Here is a 17,608-nt window from a genome sequence, read left to right as displayed (position 1 = left end):
CGACGGCCCATCGGCCGGCGGGGCTACCACTCGAATGCTGCTGCGAGCCTGCGTGCGTCGGCCATATGGAGTCCCGCCAGAAGCTTTGTATCTTGCGCCAGCGGGCGGCAAAGGGGCGGACTTGACGCACTTTCCCACCTTGTTGGCGTCGAATACCGTGCCGGTGTGCTGGTGGCCGCTCTTAACCTGAACACAGCGAATGTGAGCTGAGACACCGACGCACCGGCCCGGAAGAAGATCTCGACGGACGGACGGACGGACGGACGGCATCGGCACCGCCCAGGCGCTCGCCTACGACCCAATAGACGAACGACATGACTCGCCGTGCACCGAGCGACGAACGAACGAGCGGCCGGACTCGCCGGCATTCAGCCCTATATCGCGACGGCGATCGCATGTCGCGCAATCCGACCCACCACGGGTGCTTTCCGGCACCTGGAATCACGAAGATCTGGAGAAACTCGATGAGTACCCCCGAACTGATCAAGAGCGACGTACCGCGTGAATTCGTCGCCGATCACACCGTGGAACGAAATCAGCGGCCCATGATCGACGGACCGAACAAATTCAAGTTCGCGATCTTCGGGGCAAATGTTTCGACCGGTCAGGGCGGCCTGACGCTGGCCGACAACACGATCAAACTCGGTAATTGGGACGAGGTCCGCGGTCTCGCCGAAAAAGCGGACGCCTACGGCGTCGAAGGGTTCATTCCGATCGCTCGCTGGCAGGGGCTCTCCGGGCCGGAACGGCCCTGGGGCCGGCAGCACGAGACGTTCACCTGGGCGGCGGGACTGGCGGCGGCCACGCGGAACATCCAGATCTTCGCCACCTGTCACGTCCCGTTCGTACATCCGCTCATGGCGGCGAAAATGAGCGCGACGGTCGATCACATCAGTGGCGGCCGGATGGGGTTGAACGCCGTCGCCGGCTACCACCAGCCGGAGTACAAGATGTTCGGTCTCGAACTCCCGGAGCACGACAAGCGCTACGAGATGGCCGAAGAGTGGATGACGATCGTCGAGCGACTCTGGGCCGACGAGGGCGAGGAATTCGAATTCGACTTCGACGGCGAGTTCTTCAAACTGGGTGGTGCGCAGGCCTACCCCAAGCCTGTGCAATCACCCGGCCCCATGGTGATGAGTGCCGGCGCGAGCCCGGCGGGCCAGAAATTCGCGTTCCAGCACGCCAACATCCTGTTCATCATGGTTGCCGATGTGAACAACAGCAAACCGGTCACTCAGAAAGTCCGGGCCAACGCCGACGAGGCGGGCCGGCCGGACCTCGATCTCTGGGCGGGTGTGCACATCATCTGCAAAGACACCGAAAAAGAGGCGCAGGACTACGTGAAATACGTCGTCGACGAAAAAGGCGACTGGGAGAGCGCCGTGCGGTATCAGCAGATCATCGCCTCGGGCGATGCCCGCAGTATGCGCTGGGACGATTTCAAGCGTAATGAGGACTTCAAGAAGGATGAATCCATCCGCACCTTCATGCGGGCCGGTTTGGTTCCGCTGGTGGGCACCCCGGAGATGATCGTCGAAGGACTCCAGAAGCTGTCCGACGCGGGTATCGCGGGTGTCTGCACCGGGCTCGTCGACTACGACGAGGGTCTGGACCGGCTCAACGAGCAGATTTTCCCGCTGATGCGCAGCGCCGGACTTCGCGCCTGACAACGGCTTGGATCCTTTACAAGGGAGTGAAGGTAGATGAATTTTCCGGATCCCAAACAATTCCGCCTGATAGTCGCGGGAACCACCGACTCGGGCGAAGCGGATTTTCTCGAGGTCGGTGGTCCGGCCGAGATAAGTATGCCGGGTATCGCCGAGGGGGCATTCTACTGGGCCGTCGAAGGCGGGCACAGTGAAGAGAACATCGGCCGGCCGCCGAGTCGCGTTCAACTGGCGGGGCCGAATGGCTCGACCTTCGGGGTGAGCAGTTTCCCGGCACGTTCGGCCGGAAACGAGCTGGACCCCGAACAGCTCGACCCGAGTATGGCCGGTACCGGCGATGACGGCGATCCCAATATGCACGCGAGCGACACCATCGATTACGAAGTGGTGATCTCGGGAAAAGTGGATCTCGAGCTGCCCGGCGGAAAGGTGCGAACACTCGGACCGGGTGACCTCCTCGTCATGGGCGGCGTACCCCACGCCTGGAAGAACCCGTACGACGAGGACTGCGTCTACATCGTGGTGACGATCGGCTACAACGATTCGAAGTCCAGCGCATAGCGACCGGAACCAGAAATTCGAACAAGGCAATCAGGATGAAGGAGTAATCATGGGTCCGAGTTCGCCGGGTGCGGCGCTGCGCGAGATATTCCAGCGGCCCGAGACCGTGGTCGTACCGTTCGGATCGCTGCCGATCCACGCTCAGATGGCCCAGCATGCGGGCTTCGAGGCCTTCGAACTCTCTGGTGGGATGTCGGCATGGTGGGCCGAGGGCGCCTCCGATGTCGGCTGGCTGACGTTGACCGAGGTGGTAGCGCACGCGAAGCGCGTCGCGCGAAGCACCGACATTCCCGTATATTGCGACGCCGATACAGGTTTCGGCGCCCCCATCAATGTCCAGCGCACTGTCGCGGAGTTCATCGATGCCGGCGTGGCGGGAATCCATATCGAGGATCAGCGGGAGCCGAAGAAGTCCGGGGGGACGACCGGAATCGAACTCGTATCCGATGCGGAGGCGATAGGGCGGCTCAATGCGGCGGTCGACGCCCGGGACCGCTTGGACGCCGACTTCGTGATCGTCGCGCGCACAGACGGATTCGGTGCGGCCGGTGGCAGTGTCGACCAGGCGATTCGCCGCGCACAGCTGTACCGCGCCGAAACCGGGGTCGATGTCATTTTCTTCGAAGGCTTCCATACGTGGGAGCAGGCCGAGCTGGCGTTGAAAGAGACGCCCGGTTCGAACTACGTGATGGGTGCCGATCTCATCGGGCGGCGGCCGCTCGCCGAGCTGACCGCCGTGGGTCAGTCGATCGAGGCAGTGCCGTTCGTCCTACCCGGTGTCCACGAGGTGTGGCGATTGCTCCTCGATATCAAGGAAGCCGGCGACGCCACCCCCTTCGCGGCATATGTGGAGAAAATGAACGAGGCGAAGGGTACAGCCTACGACTTCGGATGGGGTGCTCGCCTCGGGCGGCCGTCGCCGGAATACGTGCAGAGCACGGAGGAAAAATATCTTCCGCCCGAAGCCCAACGTGATTACGTCAATACTCCCAATGCCTAGCGGTCGAATTCCTCGATCCGATCGACCGGATAATCCACAAACTCTACAAAGGTGTATGAAATGACTGGACAGAGCGAACTCGACTTCGGCGGGCGAGTGGCCATTGTTACCGGAGCAGGGCAGGGAATGGGTCGCGAGCATGCCGTCATGCTCGCCTCTCGCGGTGCGCGGGTCGTGGTGAACGATATTGCCACAGCTCGTGCCGAGGAAACGGTGCGGGCGATTACCGAGGCCGGCGGGACGGCAGTGCCCGACAGCCACGATATTGTCACCGAAGCGGCGGGCCTGGTGCAGGCGGCCATCGACAGTTTCGGGCGCCTCGATATCGTCATCAACAATGCCGGGATCAACGCGTACGGCCGCTTCTGGGAAATGGACAGCGATCTGTGGTGGCGAGTTTTCGACACCAGCTTCCGCGGTGTCGTCGAGGTCGCGCGCCACGCGATGCCGCACCTCATCGAATCCGGAAGCGGACGGCTGATCAACATCTCTTCAAACGGGTTGATGGGCATCCCCAACGACACGTCCTATGGAGCGGCCAAAGCGGCGGTCTGGGGGCTCGGCAATTCTCTCGTCGGCGAGGCCCGTGAGGTCGGCGTACAGGTCACCACGCTGCTGCCGGTTGCCTGGACACCGATGACAGAAGACGCGTTCGGCAACGGCAGCCCGGTCATCCAGAAGCTCATGCGCGAGCAGTTCCCGGCGGATGCCGTCGCGGCCTTTGTCACCTGGCTCGCGCACCAGGACACCACTGTGCACGGCGAAGCGTTCGAGGTCGGTGGCCTGGCGGCCGCCAGAACTGTCATCACCGCGATGCCGCGGATCAAGGCCGCCGAGACCACCCCCGAAGCCTGGGCGGACAAGGCGACCGAGCTCACGGCGGACGGCGACCTCACCCCGCTGTTCAACGCGAGCCAGTCACTCCGCGCGCAGATGGTCTTCCTGGCGCCGGAGATGGAATCCGAGATTCCCGCGGACGCGGCAGATGTGTCCGGCAACTGAGTAACCCGACCGATCGTTCAGTCCACGGTTCGGGGCGCCGGTGCCGTGCTCCGAACCGGGGCAGGAAGAGAACTGATGACTCAGACCAAAGTACGTGGCTTCGGCGGTGACCCGGCAGTCGTGCGGAACGCGTTTGCGCAATTTCCCTCTGGCGTGGCGGTTCTCGCGGCCGACATAGCCGGCGGCAAGCACGCACTGGTCGCCTCGTCGTTCATGGTCGGAGTATCGCTGGAACCCTGCCTCGGCGCGGTCGCGGTACAGAAGTCGTCCGAGACGTGGGGCGTGCTCGAGGGGGCCGGCTCCCTCGGAGTGTCGATCCTGGGCAAGGGGCAGAGCGATTTGACCCGCAAGCTCGCAAGTAAGGATCGCGCCTCCCGGTTCGAGCAGGTCGCGATCGAAGTCGGGGAAGCGGGCGCCGTGTTCATCGAAGACGCCGCACTGTGGCTCGAATGCTCGATCCACGAGGTCACCGAGGCAGGCGATCACTGGATGGCCTTGCTCGAGGTGAACAAGCTCGGTATCGGCGAGAACGAGCCGCTCATCTGGCACGGCGCGAAGTTCCGCGAACTCGTCGACGCTCGAACGATCGACGTCGAGTAGACGAGGTGATCAGCGGGGGTGCCTGTCCAGGGGCGACACCGCCGTCCGGCCCGGTGCCGACACGAGAGTATGGAGCACAGGACGTGACAAGGTTCGACGATATCGAGCTCGCGGTCGCCGACATCGCCGCCGGTAAACCGGTGGTGGTGGTGGACGACGAGGATCGGGAGAACGAGGGCGATCTGATCTTCGCCGCCGAGAAGGCGACGCCCGAACTGGTGGCGTTCATGGTCCGCTATACGTCGGGATATCTGTGCGTACCGCTGTCCGGCGAGGACTGCGACCGGCTCGCCCTGCCGCCGATGTATGCCGTCAACCAGGACAAACACGGTACCGCCTACACGGTGACGGTCGACGCCCGGGCGGGAATCGGTACCGGTATCTCCGCCGCCGACCGGGCCGCGACCATGCGCCTGCTCGCCGACCCCACCGCCGGTGCCGGCGATTTCACCCGGCCCGGCCACGTGGTACCGCTGCGTGCGAAGGACGGAGGTGTCCTGCGCCGGCCCGGTCATACGGAAGCCGCCGTCGACCTCGCGCGGATGGCCGACCTCCGCCCCGCGGGCGTGATCTGCGAGATCGTCAGCCGGCAGAACGAAGGCGCGATGGCGCAGACCGGCGAGCTCCGGGAATTCGCCGACGAACACGGCCTCGCGCTGATCTCGATCGCCGACCTCATCGCGTGGCGCCGCAGGCACGAGAAGCAGGTCGTCCGCATCGCCGACGCGCGGATACCGACCGCGCACGGCACATTCCGGGCAGTCGGCTACCGGAGCATCTACGACGAGGTCGAGCATGTCGCCCTCGTGTGCGGAGATATCGCCGGGCCGGCGGGCGACGGTGGTGATGTCCTCGTCCGGGTGCACTCCGAATGCCTCACCGGTGATGTGTTCGGATCGCTGCGCTGCGACTGCGGGCCCCAGCTCGACGCCGCGCTCGAAATGATCGCGAGTGAAGGCCGGGGAGTCGTGCTGTACATGCGCGGTCACGAAGGCCGCGGTATCGGTCTGCTGCACAAGCTGCAGGCCTACCAGCTGCAGGACGCGGGATCGGACACCGTCGACGCGAACCTCCAGCTCGGATTGCCCGCCGACTCCCGCGACTACGGTATCGGCGCGCAGATCCTCGTCGACCTGGGGATATCCACCATGCGGTTGCTGACGAACAATCCCGCCAAACGGGTCGGACTCGACGGCCACGGACTGCGCGTTACCGAACGCGTACCGATGCCGCTGCGTGCCAATGCCGAGAACCTCGCCTACCTGCGGACCAAACGCGACCGTATGGGCCACGATCTCGCCGGTCTCGACGACTACGAATTGATTTTTCCGAGAACGAATATTTATCAGGAGAGCTAGTGAGTCCCGAAAGAGCGCGGACGGCCGAGGCGTACCCGGATATGGTCGCCGAGATCGCGGCCGAGTCGCCGGCAGCAATCTGTCTGGAAGAGGTCGACGGGCCGGTCAGGACCTATGCCGAGGTCCACGCGAACGCGCGGAAATGGCACCGGGCGCTGACCGGGCTCGGGGTGGCCGCGGGTGACACCGTACTCACATTCGTGGCGTCCTCGGTGGCCTCGGTCGAATTGTGGTGCGGTGTGGCCTACGCCGGCGCGATCGAAGCCTCGGCCAATCCTGCGTATCGGGGCGCACTCCTCGACCACATCGTCGGTGACACCCGGGCTCGGGTGGCGGTCGTCGATCACCGGTATTTTCCGTCCGTTCGAGAGGCGCTGATCAAGGCGCCGAATATCGAGCAGGTTGTTGTCATCGGCGGCGACGACGATCTCCGATCCGATAATTCCACCGTCATTGTCCGGGCAGACGACATTCTGGCCGCGGCAGGGGAGTCCGTGGACAGCGCGCGCGAGGGCCGGATACCCGGACATACGCCGGCCTGCATCCTCTACACCTCCGGCACGACGGGGTTGTCGAAGGGGGTCGTCGTGCCATTCGCCCAGCTGAAGGAGGCGGCTGCCGGGGTCTTCCCGCCGACCGTACTCGGCCACGAGGACGCCATCTACCTCCCCTTTCCGCCGTCCCACATCACCTATCGCGCCAATCTGATATCGGTGGCGCGGGTGCGTGGACGGGCGGTTCTGCGCGAGCGTTTCTCGACCGACGCCTTCTGGGCGGATATCGAGAAGTATCAATGCACCGCGACGCTGCTCCTCGGCGCCATGGCAAATTTCGTCTACCAGAGCGATATCCGGCCCGAATCGACCCCGTTGCGACGAGTGCAGATGATCCCCGTTATTCCGGAGGTGGAGGACTTCAAGAAGCGGCACGACGTACTGGTGACCACACAGTGGGGCATGACCGAAGTATGCGCACCCATTGTCGCGGTGGACTACGACGTCAGTATTCCGCAGAGTTGCGGTCGCCTGCGCGACGGGTTCGAAGCAAGAATCGTCGACGAGTTCGATCGTGAGGTGCCCGACGGTGAACTCGGCGAGCTCGTCCTGCGTCCGCGCGAACCGTGGCATTTCGCCTCCGGATACTGGGCGAACCCGGAGGCTACGGTCGCCGCCTGGCGCAACCTGTGGTTCCACACAGGTGACCAGTTCCGCCGTGATGAGCAGGGTAACTACTACCTGGTGGATCGTCTCAAGGATTCATTGCGCCGCCGCGGTGAGAACATCTCCTCTGTCGAGGTCGAGGCGGCCGTGCTGCAGCATCCCGACGTAGTGGAATGCGCGGTGGTGGGGGTCGACTCGGAGTGGAGCGAGCAGGAAGTGATGGCCTTCGTCGTCCCGAAACAATCGCGGGACTTGGACGAGGCCGCGTTGGACGAATTCCTGTCCGGCCGGCTGGCCGAGTTCATGCGACCACGATTCATCGAGGTGGTCGACCTGCTGCCGAAGACCGCGACCGAGCGGGTCCGCAAGGCCGAGCTCCGGGAGCGTGGCCGGGGACCCCGTACATGGACCCGGCCGGAACGTGCCCGGTCCACTCCGGCCCGGACGTCCGAGGGCGGTGCGTCCCGATGATCTCGCGGCAGGACAGCCCCGGCGGTCCGTCAGGTGTCGTCGCCGGGGGAGTCCTGCGCGGAGGGACGCCGATAGCCGACGCCACGCAGCACCGTGTCCACGAGTTGCGTCAGGTAGGCCTCCGTATGCGCGACCTCGGCCAGCCCCGGAGGCGTGCTGCGGACATGCGTGGTGATGGCACCCGCGACGAGATCGGCGATGAGGGTGGGCGTGATACCGGGGTCGATCTCGCCGCGCCGGACCGCTCGCCGGACCAGTGCCCGGGTCGACCGGATGTAATCCGGATAGTCGAGCTCGCCGACGACCGCGGCCAGCTCCTCGTTGGAATGCCGGTCCATGATCAACCGGCTGACCATCGTGCCCTCGATGCTCTGGACGAACGCCATCCACTGTCGAGCGAACTCCCGCAGGTCCAGCTCGAGGTTTCCGAGATTGATGTTCCCGACCGAGGGCGCGGCCGAACGTACAGCATCGACCAGCAGCGCGGCCTTGTTGGGCCAGCGCAGATACAGCGAGCCCTTGCCGACACCCGCGCGCCGCGCGACCTCGTCGACGGTGAATCCGCTCCACCCGCGCTCGCCGTATACCGACCTGGCGGCGTCCAGCACCCGGTCGTCGAGATCGGGTTCACGCGGTCGTCCGACCGTGCGCGGCGAAGACGTCATGGCTTTTACCATACCGCTCCGCGCAGCGGCGCCGAAGCCATCTCGCCCGGCTGGAGGAGACACACAGCAAGTTACCGAGCTATTCCGTCCAGAATGTTTCGCGCTCTCGCGGCCGGTGGGGCGCGGTGAGTACGCGGAATCCGTATGCCGAGAGGAAGTCCTATGGCGAAATCGAATGAACCGGAGACCGCCCCGCTTGTGGTCGAGCAGGCCGACGGCGTCCGGACCTTGACCATGAACAGGCCTGCGGTGAAGAACGCCCTGGATTCCGCTCAGTGGCGTCGCCTGGCGGCGGCGCTCGACGACGCGGAGCGCGATACTAGTGTGCGCGCGGTGGTCCTGACGGGTGCCCACGGGGTGTTCTCGTCCGGCGGTGAGCTGGGAGCCGACGGTCCGCAACATCCGCTGGACCGCATGCGGATCATTTCTGCCACAGCGATTGCCCTGCACGAGTTTCCGAAGCCGACGATCGCGAAGGTGCCGGGCCCGGCGATCGGCGGTGGCTGGAACCTCGCACTGTGCTGCGACCTCGTGATCTGTTCGAGCAAAGCGACATTCGCGCAGGTGTTCCCGCGGCGGGGGTTGTCGATCGATGTCGGTGGGTCCTGGTTGCTGCCTCGTCTCATCGGGATGCAGCAGGCAAAACTGCTGACGATGACGGGCGATGTCCTCGGCGCGGCGGAGGTGGAACGACTGGGACTGGCTACCAGGGTGGTCGAGGCCGAGGACCTCGACGCGGTCGTCGACACGCTCGCCGGTCGGTTGGCCGCCGGTCCGCCGGCAGCTCTGTCCTTGACGAAGTCTCTCCTGCACCGTGCGGCCGGCGCCGACTTCGCAAGCAGTCTCGAGGCCGAAGCGGTGGCCCAGGCCGTGAATTTCGCAGGCGAGGACATCGACAACGGCTTCCGGGCTTTCAAATCCAGAACAGCGCCGTCCTTCACCGGTCGTTGGCGCTTCGACGAGTCTCGGTAAGGCTCCCCACCTCGTCGATCAGGTCCTGATCCAACCTTCTTCCTATTTTGGACTATATGTGTCAGTATGATCGGAGTCACGTTGACGGATAACAGTTCTCAGGCGGTGACCGCCCTCCGATGGCGCGGCCGTCGCGAGCGGGCGGTCCGGATCGCGCCGGAACGGACCGATGTGGCTCCTGGTCTCGATGTGGCTGTGGCGATCAATCCCGAAGGAGTAGCTGCCAATGTATGAGCGGTATCAGACGATGAAGTTCGATCTGTCGAGCAGCGGTGTGCTGACGGTGACGTTCTTGCGCGCCGACAAGCTGAATGCGATAGATGCCGACTTCCATCGTGAATTGTCCACGGTGTTCGCCGATATCGGCATGGATCGCCGGGTGCGGGCAGTGGTGCTCACCGGCGCGGGGCGCGCGTTCTGTGCCGGCGGTGATCTCGAGTGGATCGCGGGGGAGACCCCGGTTACCAGGGAGACCACGTTCTTCGAAGCCAAGAAGATCGTCGACGATCTGTTGAACCTCCCGCAGCCGGTCATCTCCGCAGTCAACGGTGCTGCGGCCGGCTACGGCTTCACGATGGCGTTGATGAGCGATTTCAGCATCGTCGCCGAGGATGCGCGATTGTCCGACCCGCATGTGGTGATCGGTCTTGTCGCCGGTGACGGCGGGGCGATGATGTGGCCGATTCTCGTGGGTATGGCGCGCGCCAAGCGCTTCCTGCTGACCGGGGATCCGGTGGTGGGGCGGGTGGCCGCGGAGTGGGGGCTGGTCACCGAGTCGTGCCCGGTGGACGAGGTGCTGCCGCGGGCGATGGAATGGGCCGAGCGGATGGCGGCCTCGCCGCATGTCGCGGTGCAGGGCACCAAGAAGGCGCTCAACGCCATCCTGCACATGTTGTCCAGCGTGACACTGGATCTGGGGTTCCAGGCCGAACGCGTCTCCGCGGTGTCCGAGGATCATCAGCGTCTGGTCGGCGCGGCGCTCGGAGCCCGTGATCGCCGGCGCGCGGCGGCTGCGGCCCGGCAGTGACACCGCCCGAACCGGCGCCGATGCCGGGCCTCATGATGGATGTGGACCTGAACGTCGCGCTGCTGCTGCGGCGGATGCGCGCCATCCATCACGGGGCGCGGGTTTACTCGCGGTCGGCGAGCCACCCGGACGGTCCCTCGCGGTCGGCCACCTTCGTCGAGGTCCTGGATCGATCGGAGCGCCTCGCTGCGGCATTGGCTCAGCTGGGAATCCGGCCAGGCGATCGCGTCGGGAGCCTCGCGTGGAACACGCAGGAGCACCTCGAGACCTATTACGCGGTCATCGGCATGGGGGCGGTGCTGCACACGGCCAACCCGAGGTTGCACGAGGACCAATTGGTGTACACGATCAACCACGCGCGCGACACCGTGCTGATCGTGGAGTCCGATTTCCGGGACCGGATCGCCGGTCTGCGGCATCGGCTGCCGCACCTCGAGCAGGTGGTGGTCATCGGCGCCGTCGGCGATGTCGCTGCCGGCGAACTCGGCTACGAGGAGTTGATCGCGCAGGCGGATCGGCCGCTCGCGCCGGTCGACGTCGACGAGCGGGCTGCCGCAGCCCTCTGCTACACCTCCGGTACGACGGGCGATCCCAAGGGAGTTCTGTATTCCCACCGGTCGATCGTCCTGCACGCCCTGTCCATGGCAGGTCGTGACGTCTTCCGGATCGGTGAGCAGGACGTTGTCCTCGGCCTGGTTCCGCTCTTCCATGCCATGGGGTGGGGGCTGCCCTTCCTCTGCGGTCTCACCGGTGCCGATATGGTCCTGCCCGGCCCGAACCTGCAACCCGAGGCGGTTGCCGAACTGATCTCCGAACACGGGGTGACATGGGCCGGGGGTGTTCCCACGGTATGGATGGACCTACTGCGAGTCATCCGGGAGCGGGAATCGGGCTCCGCACCGGTCGACCTGTCGGGTCTGCGGACCGTTGTCGGCGGCGGGACCGCGGTTCCCGAGTCGCTCATGCGCGCCTACGGTGCCCACGGAGTCGATTTCGTCCAGGGTTGGGGTATGACCGAAGTCTTCCCGGGAGCCACCATGGTGACGCCTTCGGCGATGACCGACACCGATGAGGGGTGGCGGTCGCGCACTTCGGCCGGCCGGATCTCGCCGCTCTACGAAATGCGCCTCGTCGCCGACGACGGTACGGAGCTGCCCAGAGATGGGGTCGCCGTCGGTGAACTGGAGATCCGCGGGCCGATGGTGGCCGGCGCCTATCTGGGAGCCGACGTCGGCGCGGACAAGTTCCACGATGGCTGGCTGCGGACCGGGGATGTCGGGACCATCGACTCGAAAGGGTGGGTGCGGATCACCGATCGGCTCAAGGACGCGATCAAATCCGGTGGCGAGTGGATCAGCTCCCTGGATCTGGAATCGGCGCTGATGGCGCACCCATCGGTTCGCGAGGCGGCCGTCGTCGGGCGCCGGGACGACCGCTGGGGCGAGCGTCCCGCCGCCTTCGTGGTGACCGACGGCGCGGTCGGCACCGACGAACTTCGCGAACACCTGTCGGGGCGCGTGGCGAAATGGTGGGTCCCGGACGATTTCCGGGTGATCGACAACATTCCGCGCACCAGTACCGGCAAGTTCGACAAGAAGCTGCTCAGAGAGGCATTCGGCAATCTCGCCTGAAGCCGCAGCGCTCAATTAGAAAGCTCCACAACCAGCTGCCTCCGAAAGTTTTCGGGGCAGAGATTTGCACTCGGCAACCTCAAAGGAGATGGTTTCCATGACCGTACTGGACGACTACCGTGACAAGTATCCGCACTGCGAATTCAACCGGGACGAGAACGGAATTCTGGAATTACGACTCCATTCCGATGGCGGTCCCTTCCAAATCGGCATGCATACTCATCGTGAATTGACCCGCGCATTCCGCGATGTCGCGCTCGATCGCGGTAATCGAGTCGTGCTCATCACCGGCACCGGTGTGGAATTCATGGGACCGCGCGCCGACGCCGAGGGTGGCCAGATCATGACCGTGATCCCCTCCTTCTCGGAGGAATACGCGGTATGGGAACAGGACGCCTGGACCGACCAGCGTGAACTGGTCAACGCAATACTGGATATCCAGGTCCCGGTGGTCGCCGCGGTCAACGGCCCGGTGGCGCGGCACTGCGAGATTCCCCTGTTCTCCGACGTCATCGTTGCCGCGGACACCGCGTCGTTCGAAGACTCGGCGCATTTCGAGCTGGAAGATATCGCGCCGGGCGACGGTTCCCAGATCTGGATGACCATGCTCCTCGGGATCAACCGGGCCCGTGCCTACATGCTCACCGGGGAGACGATCACCGCGGAAGAAGCGCTCCGCTGGGGCCTCGTCAAAGAGGTCCTTCCCCCGGACCAGGTGCTCGGACGCGCCCGGGAGATCGCGGGCCGGATCGCCGAGAAATCGGATACAACGCTGCGTTTCACCCGCGCCCTCATCGTCCAGCCCCTCAAGAAGCAGGTCCTCGAAATGCTCGGCATGGGACTCGCCTACGAGGCCTTCGGCGCACTCGGCAAGCACGCCTGAAATCCGACGACCGACACCGGCGGGTTGCGTCGAACTCGAGAAACGCACCGATAGACCCCAGGAGAAATTTCCTCATGAACGACATCACTCCGACAGCGGTCCGCAGCGTGGACCCGTTGTTCGACATCGCCGGCAAGGTCGTGATCGTCACCGGAGCCAGTTCCGGTCTCGGTCGACAATTCGCCACCGCGATGGCACAGCGCGGCGCTCATGTCGTCGCGGTGGCGCGGCGAAAAGACCCGCTGCTCGAGCTGGTCGACCAGTTTCCCGAACACATTCTTGCCGTATCTGCGGATGTCACGAATGACGACGAGATCCGCAATGTCATCGACCGCACCGTGGAATGGCGCGGCGCAATAGATATCGTCGTCAACAATGCCGGTATCACCTCGATCCAACCGGCCGAAGACGAAGACCCGGAAACCTTCGGCAAGGTGATAGACGTCAACCTGATCGCGCTCTATCGCCTCTGCCACCTCGCCGGTCGCCGGATGCTGGAACAGGGCCGGGGCACAATTATCAATATCGCGTCCATCAACGGCCTGGTCGCCAGCTGGTCGATTCCCGAGGCCGGCTACTGCGCCAGCAAGGGGGCGGTGATCAGCCTGACGCGCGAACTCGCGGCACAATGGGCGGACCGCGGTATCCGGGTCAATGCCCTTGCGCCCGGGTATTTCCGGAGCGAGCTCACCGAGGAACTGTTCACCAGCAGCGCCGGTGAACGCAGGTTCCGGCGTATGCCGATGCGGCGCGGCGGACGGGAAGACGAACTCAACGGCGCCCTGGTGTTCCTCGCCAGCGAGGCATCGTCCTATATGACGGGGCAGACGCTCGTCATCGATGGCGGTTGGACAACGGTGTGACGACCGAGAAGACGGGTAGCGAGACCGGTGTGCCCCGAGCGGAAACACCGGGAACTCCCACCGGGCACGACGCCGAGACCGATATCAGCCCATCAATGCTCCGTCGCGCCGTGATCGCGAGCTGTGCGGGGTCCTTCGTCGAGTACTACGACTTCGCCGTGTACGCCGCCCTGACCCCTGCGATCGCGAGCACCTTCTTCTCGGCGACGGACCGGGTGAGCGGGCTGCTGAGCACACTGGGCATCTTCGCCCTCGCGTTCGTCGCACGGCCTCTGGGAGGACTGGTGTGGGGTCGCTTCGGCGACAAGATCGGACGGCAGACCACCCTGGTCTCGGTCATCCTCTTGATGTCGGTCAGCACGGCCGCCATCGGATTGCTGCCGAGTTACGAGACGATCGGCGTACTGGCACCGCTGCTACTGGTGATTCTGCGTGTCCTCCAGGGTGTTTCGGCGGGCGGTGAGCTTCCGGGGGCGACGATCTTCGTCGCCGAATCCGCACCGAATCACCGGCGCGGCTACTTCGTGAGCTGGATCGGGGTGTCGATCACCTGCGCGACCCTGGCCGGTCTGCTCACCGCCGCGCTGCTCGCGGCGCTGCTGTCCACCGAATCACTGAACAGCTGGGGCTGGCGCATTCCGTTCCTGCTAGCCCTGCCGCTCGGCCTGGTGGGGCTCTACATCCGGGTGAAACTCGACGAATCCCCCGCGTTCCGACTCGCACGGAAAGCCGAGGCCACTTTCCAGAGCCCGCTCCCCGAGGTGCTCGGAAAGGCCTCCATGTACCGCCGGATGGCGGTGACCGGACTGCTCGGCGCCGGTGCCTTTCTCGGTTACTACATCATGATGATCTACATGCCGACGCTGTTGACCAGCGAGCTCGGCTTCGACTCCGGCGACGGTCTCCTGGCGATCTGCGCCGGCGGCGCGGCCATCGTCGTCCTGGGGCCGCCGATGGGCATACTGTCCGACCGGTACGGCCGCCGGCGCGTCCTCGTCTCCGCCGCTGTCGGCTTGATCGTCTTCACGTACCCGAGCTTCCTGCTGCTCGACACCGGCAACTTCCTCGCGGCCGTGGCGGCGCTGATATTGCTCGCGATACCGGTTTCTGCCGGACAGGCCGTATACGTCACCGCCGCGCTGGAACGGTTCCCCACCAGCATCAGATACACGGCGTTCGGCATCAGCTACAACGTCTTCGGACTGATCGGCGGTACCGCGGCATACGTCTCGACATTCCTGGTCGCGCAGACGGGAACCACCTACGCGCCTGCCTTCTATCTGATGGCTGTTGCCGTGGTGGTGCTGCTGACGACGTTGCGGGTCCCGGAGACCGCGAGCCGCCCCCTCGAATCGGCATAAGAACTGGTCCGGCGCCCGGTAGGCAACCCGTAATCGCCGGTATCCGCCGGTACATCGAACAAGGAGGACCATCATGGGACGTCTCGACAACAAGGTCGCGCTGGTCACCGGCGCCGCCCGCGGCCAAGGGCGATCACATGTCCTGCGGCTTGCCGAGGAAGGCGCCGATGTGGTGGCGATAGATATCTGCGCACCGGTGGATACCGTGCCCTATGCGCTGCCTACCTCCGAGGATCTGGCGTACACCGCCGAACTGGCGAGGGAGACGGGCCGTCGGATCATCGATCGGCAGTGCGATACTCGGGATCTGGCCGGACTCCAGGCCGTTGTCGCCAAGGCGGTCGCGGAGCTCGGTGGGATCGATATCGTCGTGGCCAATGCCGGCATCACCGGTTTCGCACCCTCCTGGGAGATGTCCGAACAGCAATGGCAGGACATGATCGACGTCAACCTCACCGGCACCTGGAAGACCGTCCGGGCGGCGGTGCCGTCGATGATCGAGCGGAAACAGGGTGGCTCGATCGTCCTCACCAGCTCGCTTGCCGGTCTGATCGCTTACGCCGATCTCTCTCACTACACCGCCTCGAAGCACGGCGTCACCGGTCTCATGCGGGCGCTCGCGGTCGAGCTCGCTCCACACAACATCCGGGTCATTTCACTGCATCCCGGCAATGTCGACACACCGATGATCAACAACCCGGTCGTCCACAATATCTTTCTTCCCCACGTGGCGAACCCGACGCGAGCCGAGGTGGAAGAAGTCTTCGTTCAGTTGCAGGGCTTGCGTGTGCCCTGGATCGAAGCCGTCGACGTCAGCAATGCGGTGGTCTACCTCGCCTCCGACGACGCTCGCTACGTCACCGGCACCACCCATGTGCTCGACGCGGGTGCCATGGCCCCCAACAAGATTCCGCACCGGTGACCGGCCGACAACACCGAACCGGCTGATGAAAGGTCCGCACTGATGTCCATCGAAGACAAATATGCCATTGTTGAGCTGAACCAGCGCTACGCCCTGCTCCTCGACACGGGTGAGCCCGCGCGGTGGGCGGCCGAAGTATTCACGGAGGATTGCTTTTTCGACGAACGCCAGGTCGATTTCGGTCTCCACGTAGGGCGCGAGGCCATTGCGGCGTATGGCGACGAATTGGTGGACATGGTGGAGCACGTCGTTCACCACATGACCAACCATGTGATCACCATCCTGTCCGACACCCGCGCCACGGGTGTCGCGTTCGGTATCTGCGACGTGCAGCATGCACGCGGCGGTCCTCGGCTGCGGTTCAACGTTCAGTACGAGGACGAATACAGAAAAGTCGGCTCCACGTGGCTGATCTCCAAGCGGGTGCTGGTGAAGACCTTCGAGCCCGAGCAGGTCGGCCAGGCGCCGCTCGCCTCGGGATAGTGCTCCGGCGGTAGGTACCGAGGTGTGACGGCGCATCACAGGCCGCGCCCGGATAAATGTTGTCACGCCGGACTGCCCCGACCGGCCTCCGTCCGGTACAGCTCTGTGGCGACGACGCTGTCGCCACAGAGCCGCCTGCCGGCCGCATCGCTCCGGCCGGCGAACTCGTCGCCGCTAATCGACCATGGTCAGGCCACCGCTGACGCTGAGTACTTGACCGGTGATGTAATCGGCCTTGTCGGAGACGAGGAAGGTGACCGCGGTGGCGATTTCCTCGGTCCGGCCGACTCGTTTGAGCGGGATGGTCGACAGCAACATGGATTTGATGCGGTCGGAGGTATCGTCGGTCCACAGCGGGGTATCGGTGGCGCCGGGGGAGACGCAGTTGGCGGTGATACCGCGCTTGGCCCACTCCCGGGCCAGCGATTTGGTGAAAGCGATGACGCCGCCCTTCGTGGCGGCGTAGACGGCCTGTCCGCCACTACCGACCCGGCCGGCATCGCTGGCGATATTGATTATTCGACCGGAGCCACGTTCGACCATCCCGGCCCCGACTTCGTGGCAGGCGAATATCGTCGACATGAGATTGACATCGACGAGGTTGCGGATCTGCTCGACGCCGAGGGAGATGAACGGGTCATCACCTGCCCAGCCCACATTATTCACCAGGATATCGATGGGACCGAGGGTGGTCGTGACGGCCTGGGTCAGTTCCGCGACCTCCTCGGGCGAGGTGACATCGCAGGTGAACCCGCGTGCGAGCAACCCCTGTTCCGACAGTTCCCGTGCGACGGCATCGGCGCGGTCGCCGCGAAGATCGCAGACCGCCACCTGGGCGCCGGAATATGCCAGCTGAGTGGCGATCGCGGCGCCGATACCCTGGCCCGAGCCGGTCACCAGCGCGATTTTCCCTTCGAGGGATACCTGCATGTTCATACCTCCGTGTATGGGGAGTGAGGTCCTGTCGGGCAAGGGCTCA

The 17,608-nt window shown here is 64.7% G+C and carries 17 protein-coding genes; 15 read left to right on the top strand and 2 right to left on the bottom strand.

Going from position 1 to position 17,608, the window contains the following annotated elements:
• Positions 1-464: 464 nt before the first annotated feature.
• From AB0F41_RS01245 to AB0F41_RS01215, 7 genes are all read left to right on the top strand, one after another.
• Positions 465-1,670 (top strand): LLM class flavin-dependent oxidoreductase, encoded by a 1,206-nt coding sequence (locus AB0F41_RS01245; protein ID WP_357420666.1) that lies wholly within the window; start codon positions 465-467, stop codon positions 1,668-1,670.
• Between the two features lie 36 nt (positions 1,671-1,706).
• Complete coding sequence (locus AB0F41_RS01240) at positions 1,707-2,231, top strand: cupin domain-containing protein (protein ID WP_357420665.1); 525 nt, start codon at positions 1,707-1,709, stop codon at positions 2,229-2,231.
• Between the two features lie 49 nt (positions 2,232-2,280).
• Positions 2,281-3,231 (top strand): isocitrate lyase/PEP mutase family protein, encoded by a 951-nt coding sequence (locus AB0F41_RS01235; protein WP_357420664.1) that lies wholly within the window; start codon positions 2,281-2,283, stop codon positions 3,229-3,231.
• Between the two features lie 60 nt (positions 3,232-3,291).
• Positions 3,292-4,233: an SDR family NAD(P)-dependent oxidoreductase gene (locus AB0F41_RS01230; protein ID WP_357420663.1), complete on the top strand. Its 942-nt coding sequence runs from the start codon at positions 3,292-3,294 to the stop codon at positions 4,231-4,233.
• A gap of 75 nt (positions 4,234-4,308) precedes the next feature.
• Positions 4,309-4,833, top strand: coding sequence for a flavin reductase family protein (locus tag AB0F41_RS01225; protein WP_357420662.1), 525 nt, complete (start codon positions 4,309-4,311; stop codon positions 4,831-4,833).
• Between the two features lie 83 nt (positions 4,834-4,916).
• Positions 4,917-6,191 (top strand): bifunctional 3,4-dihydroxy-2-butanone-4-phosphate synthase/GTP cyclohydrolase II, encoded by a 1,275-nt coding sequence (locus AB0F41_RS01220; RefSeq protein WP_357420661.1) that lies wholly within the window; start codon positions 4,917-4,919, stop codon positions 6,189-6,191.
• Positions 6,191-7,822, top strand: coding sequence for an AMP-binding protein (locus tag AB0F41_RS01215; RefSeq protein ID WP_357420660.1), 1,632 nt, complete (start codon positions 6,191-6,193; stop codon positions 7,820-7,822). Before AB0F41_RS01220 ends, AB0F41_RS01215 begins: the two co-directional genes overlap by 1 nt.
• Before the next feature lie 29 nt (positions 7,823-7,851).
• Here AB0F41_RS01215 and AB0F41_RS01210 read toward each other — a convergent pair whose 3' ends face one another.
• A complete protein-coding gene (locus AB0F41_RS01210; protein WP_357420659.1) occupies positions 7,852-8,487 on the bottom strand; it encodes a TetR/AcrR family transcriptional regulator in 636 nt (211 codons plus the stop codon).
• Positions 8,488-8,685: 198 nt separating this feature from the next.
• Between AB0F41_RS01210 and AB0F41_RS01205 the strand changes: the two genes are divergently transcribed.
• The 8 genes from AB0F41_RS01205 (at position 8,686) to AB0F41_RS01170 (ending at position 16,629) form a co-directional block, all read left to right on the top strand.
• Complete coding sequence (locus tag AB0F41_RS01205; RefSeq protein ID WP_357420658.1) at positions 8,686-9,459, top strand: enoyl-CoA hydratase-related protein; 774 nt, start codon at positions 8,686-8,688, stop codon at positions 9,457-9,459.
• Positions 9,460-9,685: 226 nt separating this feature from the next.
• Complete coding sequence (locus AB0F41_RS01200) at positions 9,686-10,486, top strand: enoyl-CoA hydratase-related protein (protein ID WP_357420657.1); 801 nt, start codon at positions 9,686-9,688, stop codon at positions 10,484-10,486.
• Complete coding sequence (locus AB0F41_RS01195) at positions 10,483-12,117, top strand: long-chain fatty acid--CoA ligase (protein ID WP_357420656.1); 1,635 nt, start codon at positions 10,483-10,485, stop codon at positions 12,115-12,117. Before AB0F41_RS01200 ends, AB0F41_RS01195 begins: the two co-directional genes overlap by 4 nt.
• A gap of 97 nt (positions 12,118-12,214) precedes the next feature.
• Positions 12,215-13,000, top strand: a complete 786-nt coding sequence (locus tag AB0F41_RS01190) for an enoyl-CoA hydratase-related protein (RefSeq protein ID WP_357420655.1) — start codon at positions 12,215-12,217, stop codon at positions 12,998-13,000.
• A 107-nt stretch (positions 13,001-13,107) separates the two neighbouring features.
• On the top strand, positions 13,108-13,863 hold the full coding sequence (locus tag AB0F41_RS01185; RefSeq protein WP_357420976.1) for a glucose 1-dehydrogenase: 756 nt from the start codon (positions 13,108-13,110) through the stop codon (positions 13,861-13,863).
• Entirely contained in the window at positions 13,860-15,224 is a 1,365-nt protein-coding gene (locus AB0F41_RS01180) for an MFS transporter (RefSeq protein WP_357420654.1), read from the top strand. The genes AB0F41_RS01185 and AB0F41_RS01180 overlap by 4 nt, the downstream gene beginning before the upstream one ends.
• Positions 15,225-15,297: 73 nt before the next feature.
• The gene (locus tag AB0F41_RS01175; protein ID WP_357420653.1) at positions 15,298-16,146 is read left to right on the top strand and encodes a mycofactocin-coupled SDR family oxidoreductase; all 849 of its coding nucleotides are present in this window, start codon (positions 15,298-15,300) and stop codon (positions 16,144-16,146) included.
• A gap of 42 nt (positions 16,147-16,188) precedes the next feature.
• Positions 16,189-16,629 carry a nuclear transport factor 2 family protein gene (locus tag AB0F41_RS01170; protein WP_357420652.1) on the top strand — a complete coding sequence of 147 codons (441 nt, stop codon included), beginning with the start codon at positions 16,189-16,191 and terminating at the stop codon, positions 16,627-16,629.
• A gap of 174 nt (positions 16,630-16,803) precedes the next feature.
• Here the strand turns inward: AB0F41_RS01170 and AB0F41_RS01165 are convergent, their stop codons facing one another.
• A complete protein-coding gene (locus AB0F41_RS01165; protein ID WP_357420651.1) occupies positions 16,804-17,559 on the bottom strand; it encodes an SDR family NAD(P)-dependent oxidoreductase in 756 nt (251 codons plus the stop codon).
• Between the last annotated feature and the right edge of the window lie 49 nt (positions 17,560-17,608).

Origin of the sequence: Nocardia sp. NPDC024068 (assembly GCF_040638875.1) — a bacterium.
Lineage (GTDB): Bacteria > Actinomycetota > Actinomycetes > Mycobacteriales > Mycobacteriaceae > Nocardia.
Note: the sequence above shows the minus strand (reverse complement) of the source record. Positions and strands in the feature narration are given on the sequence as shown.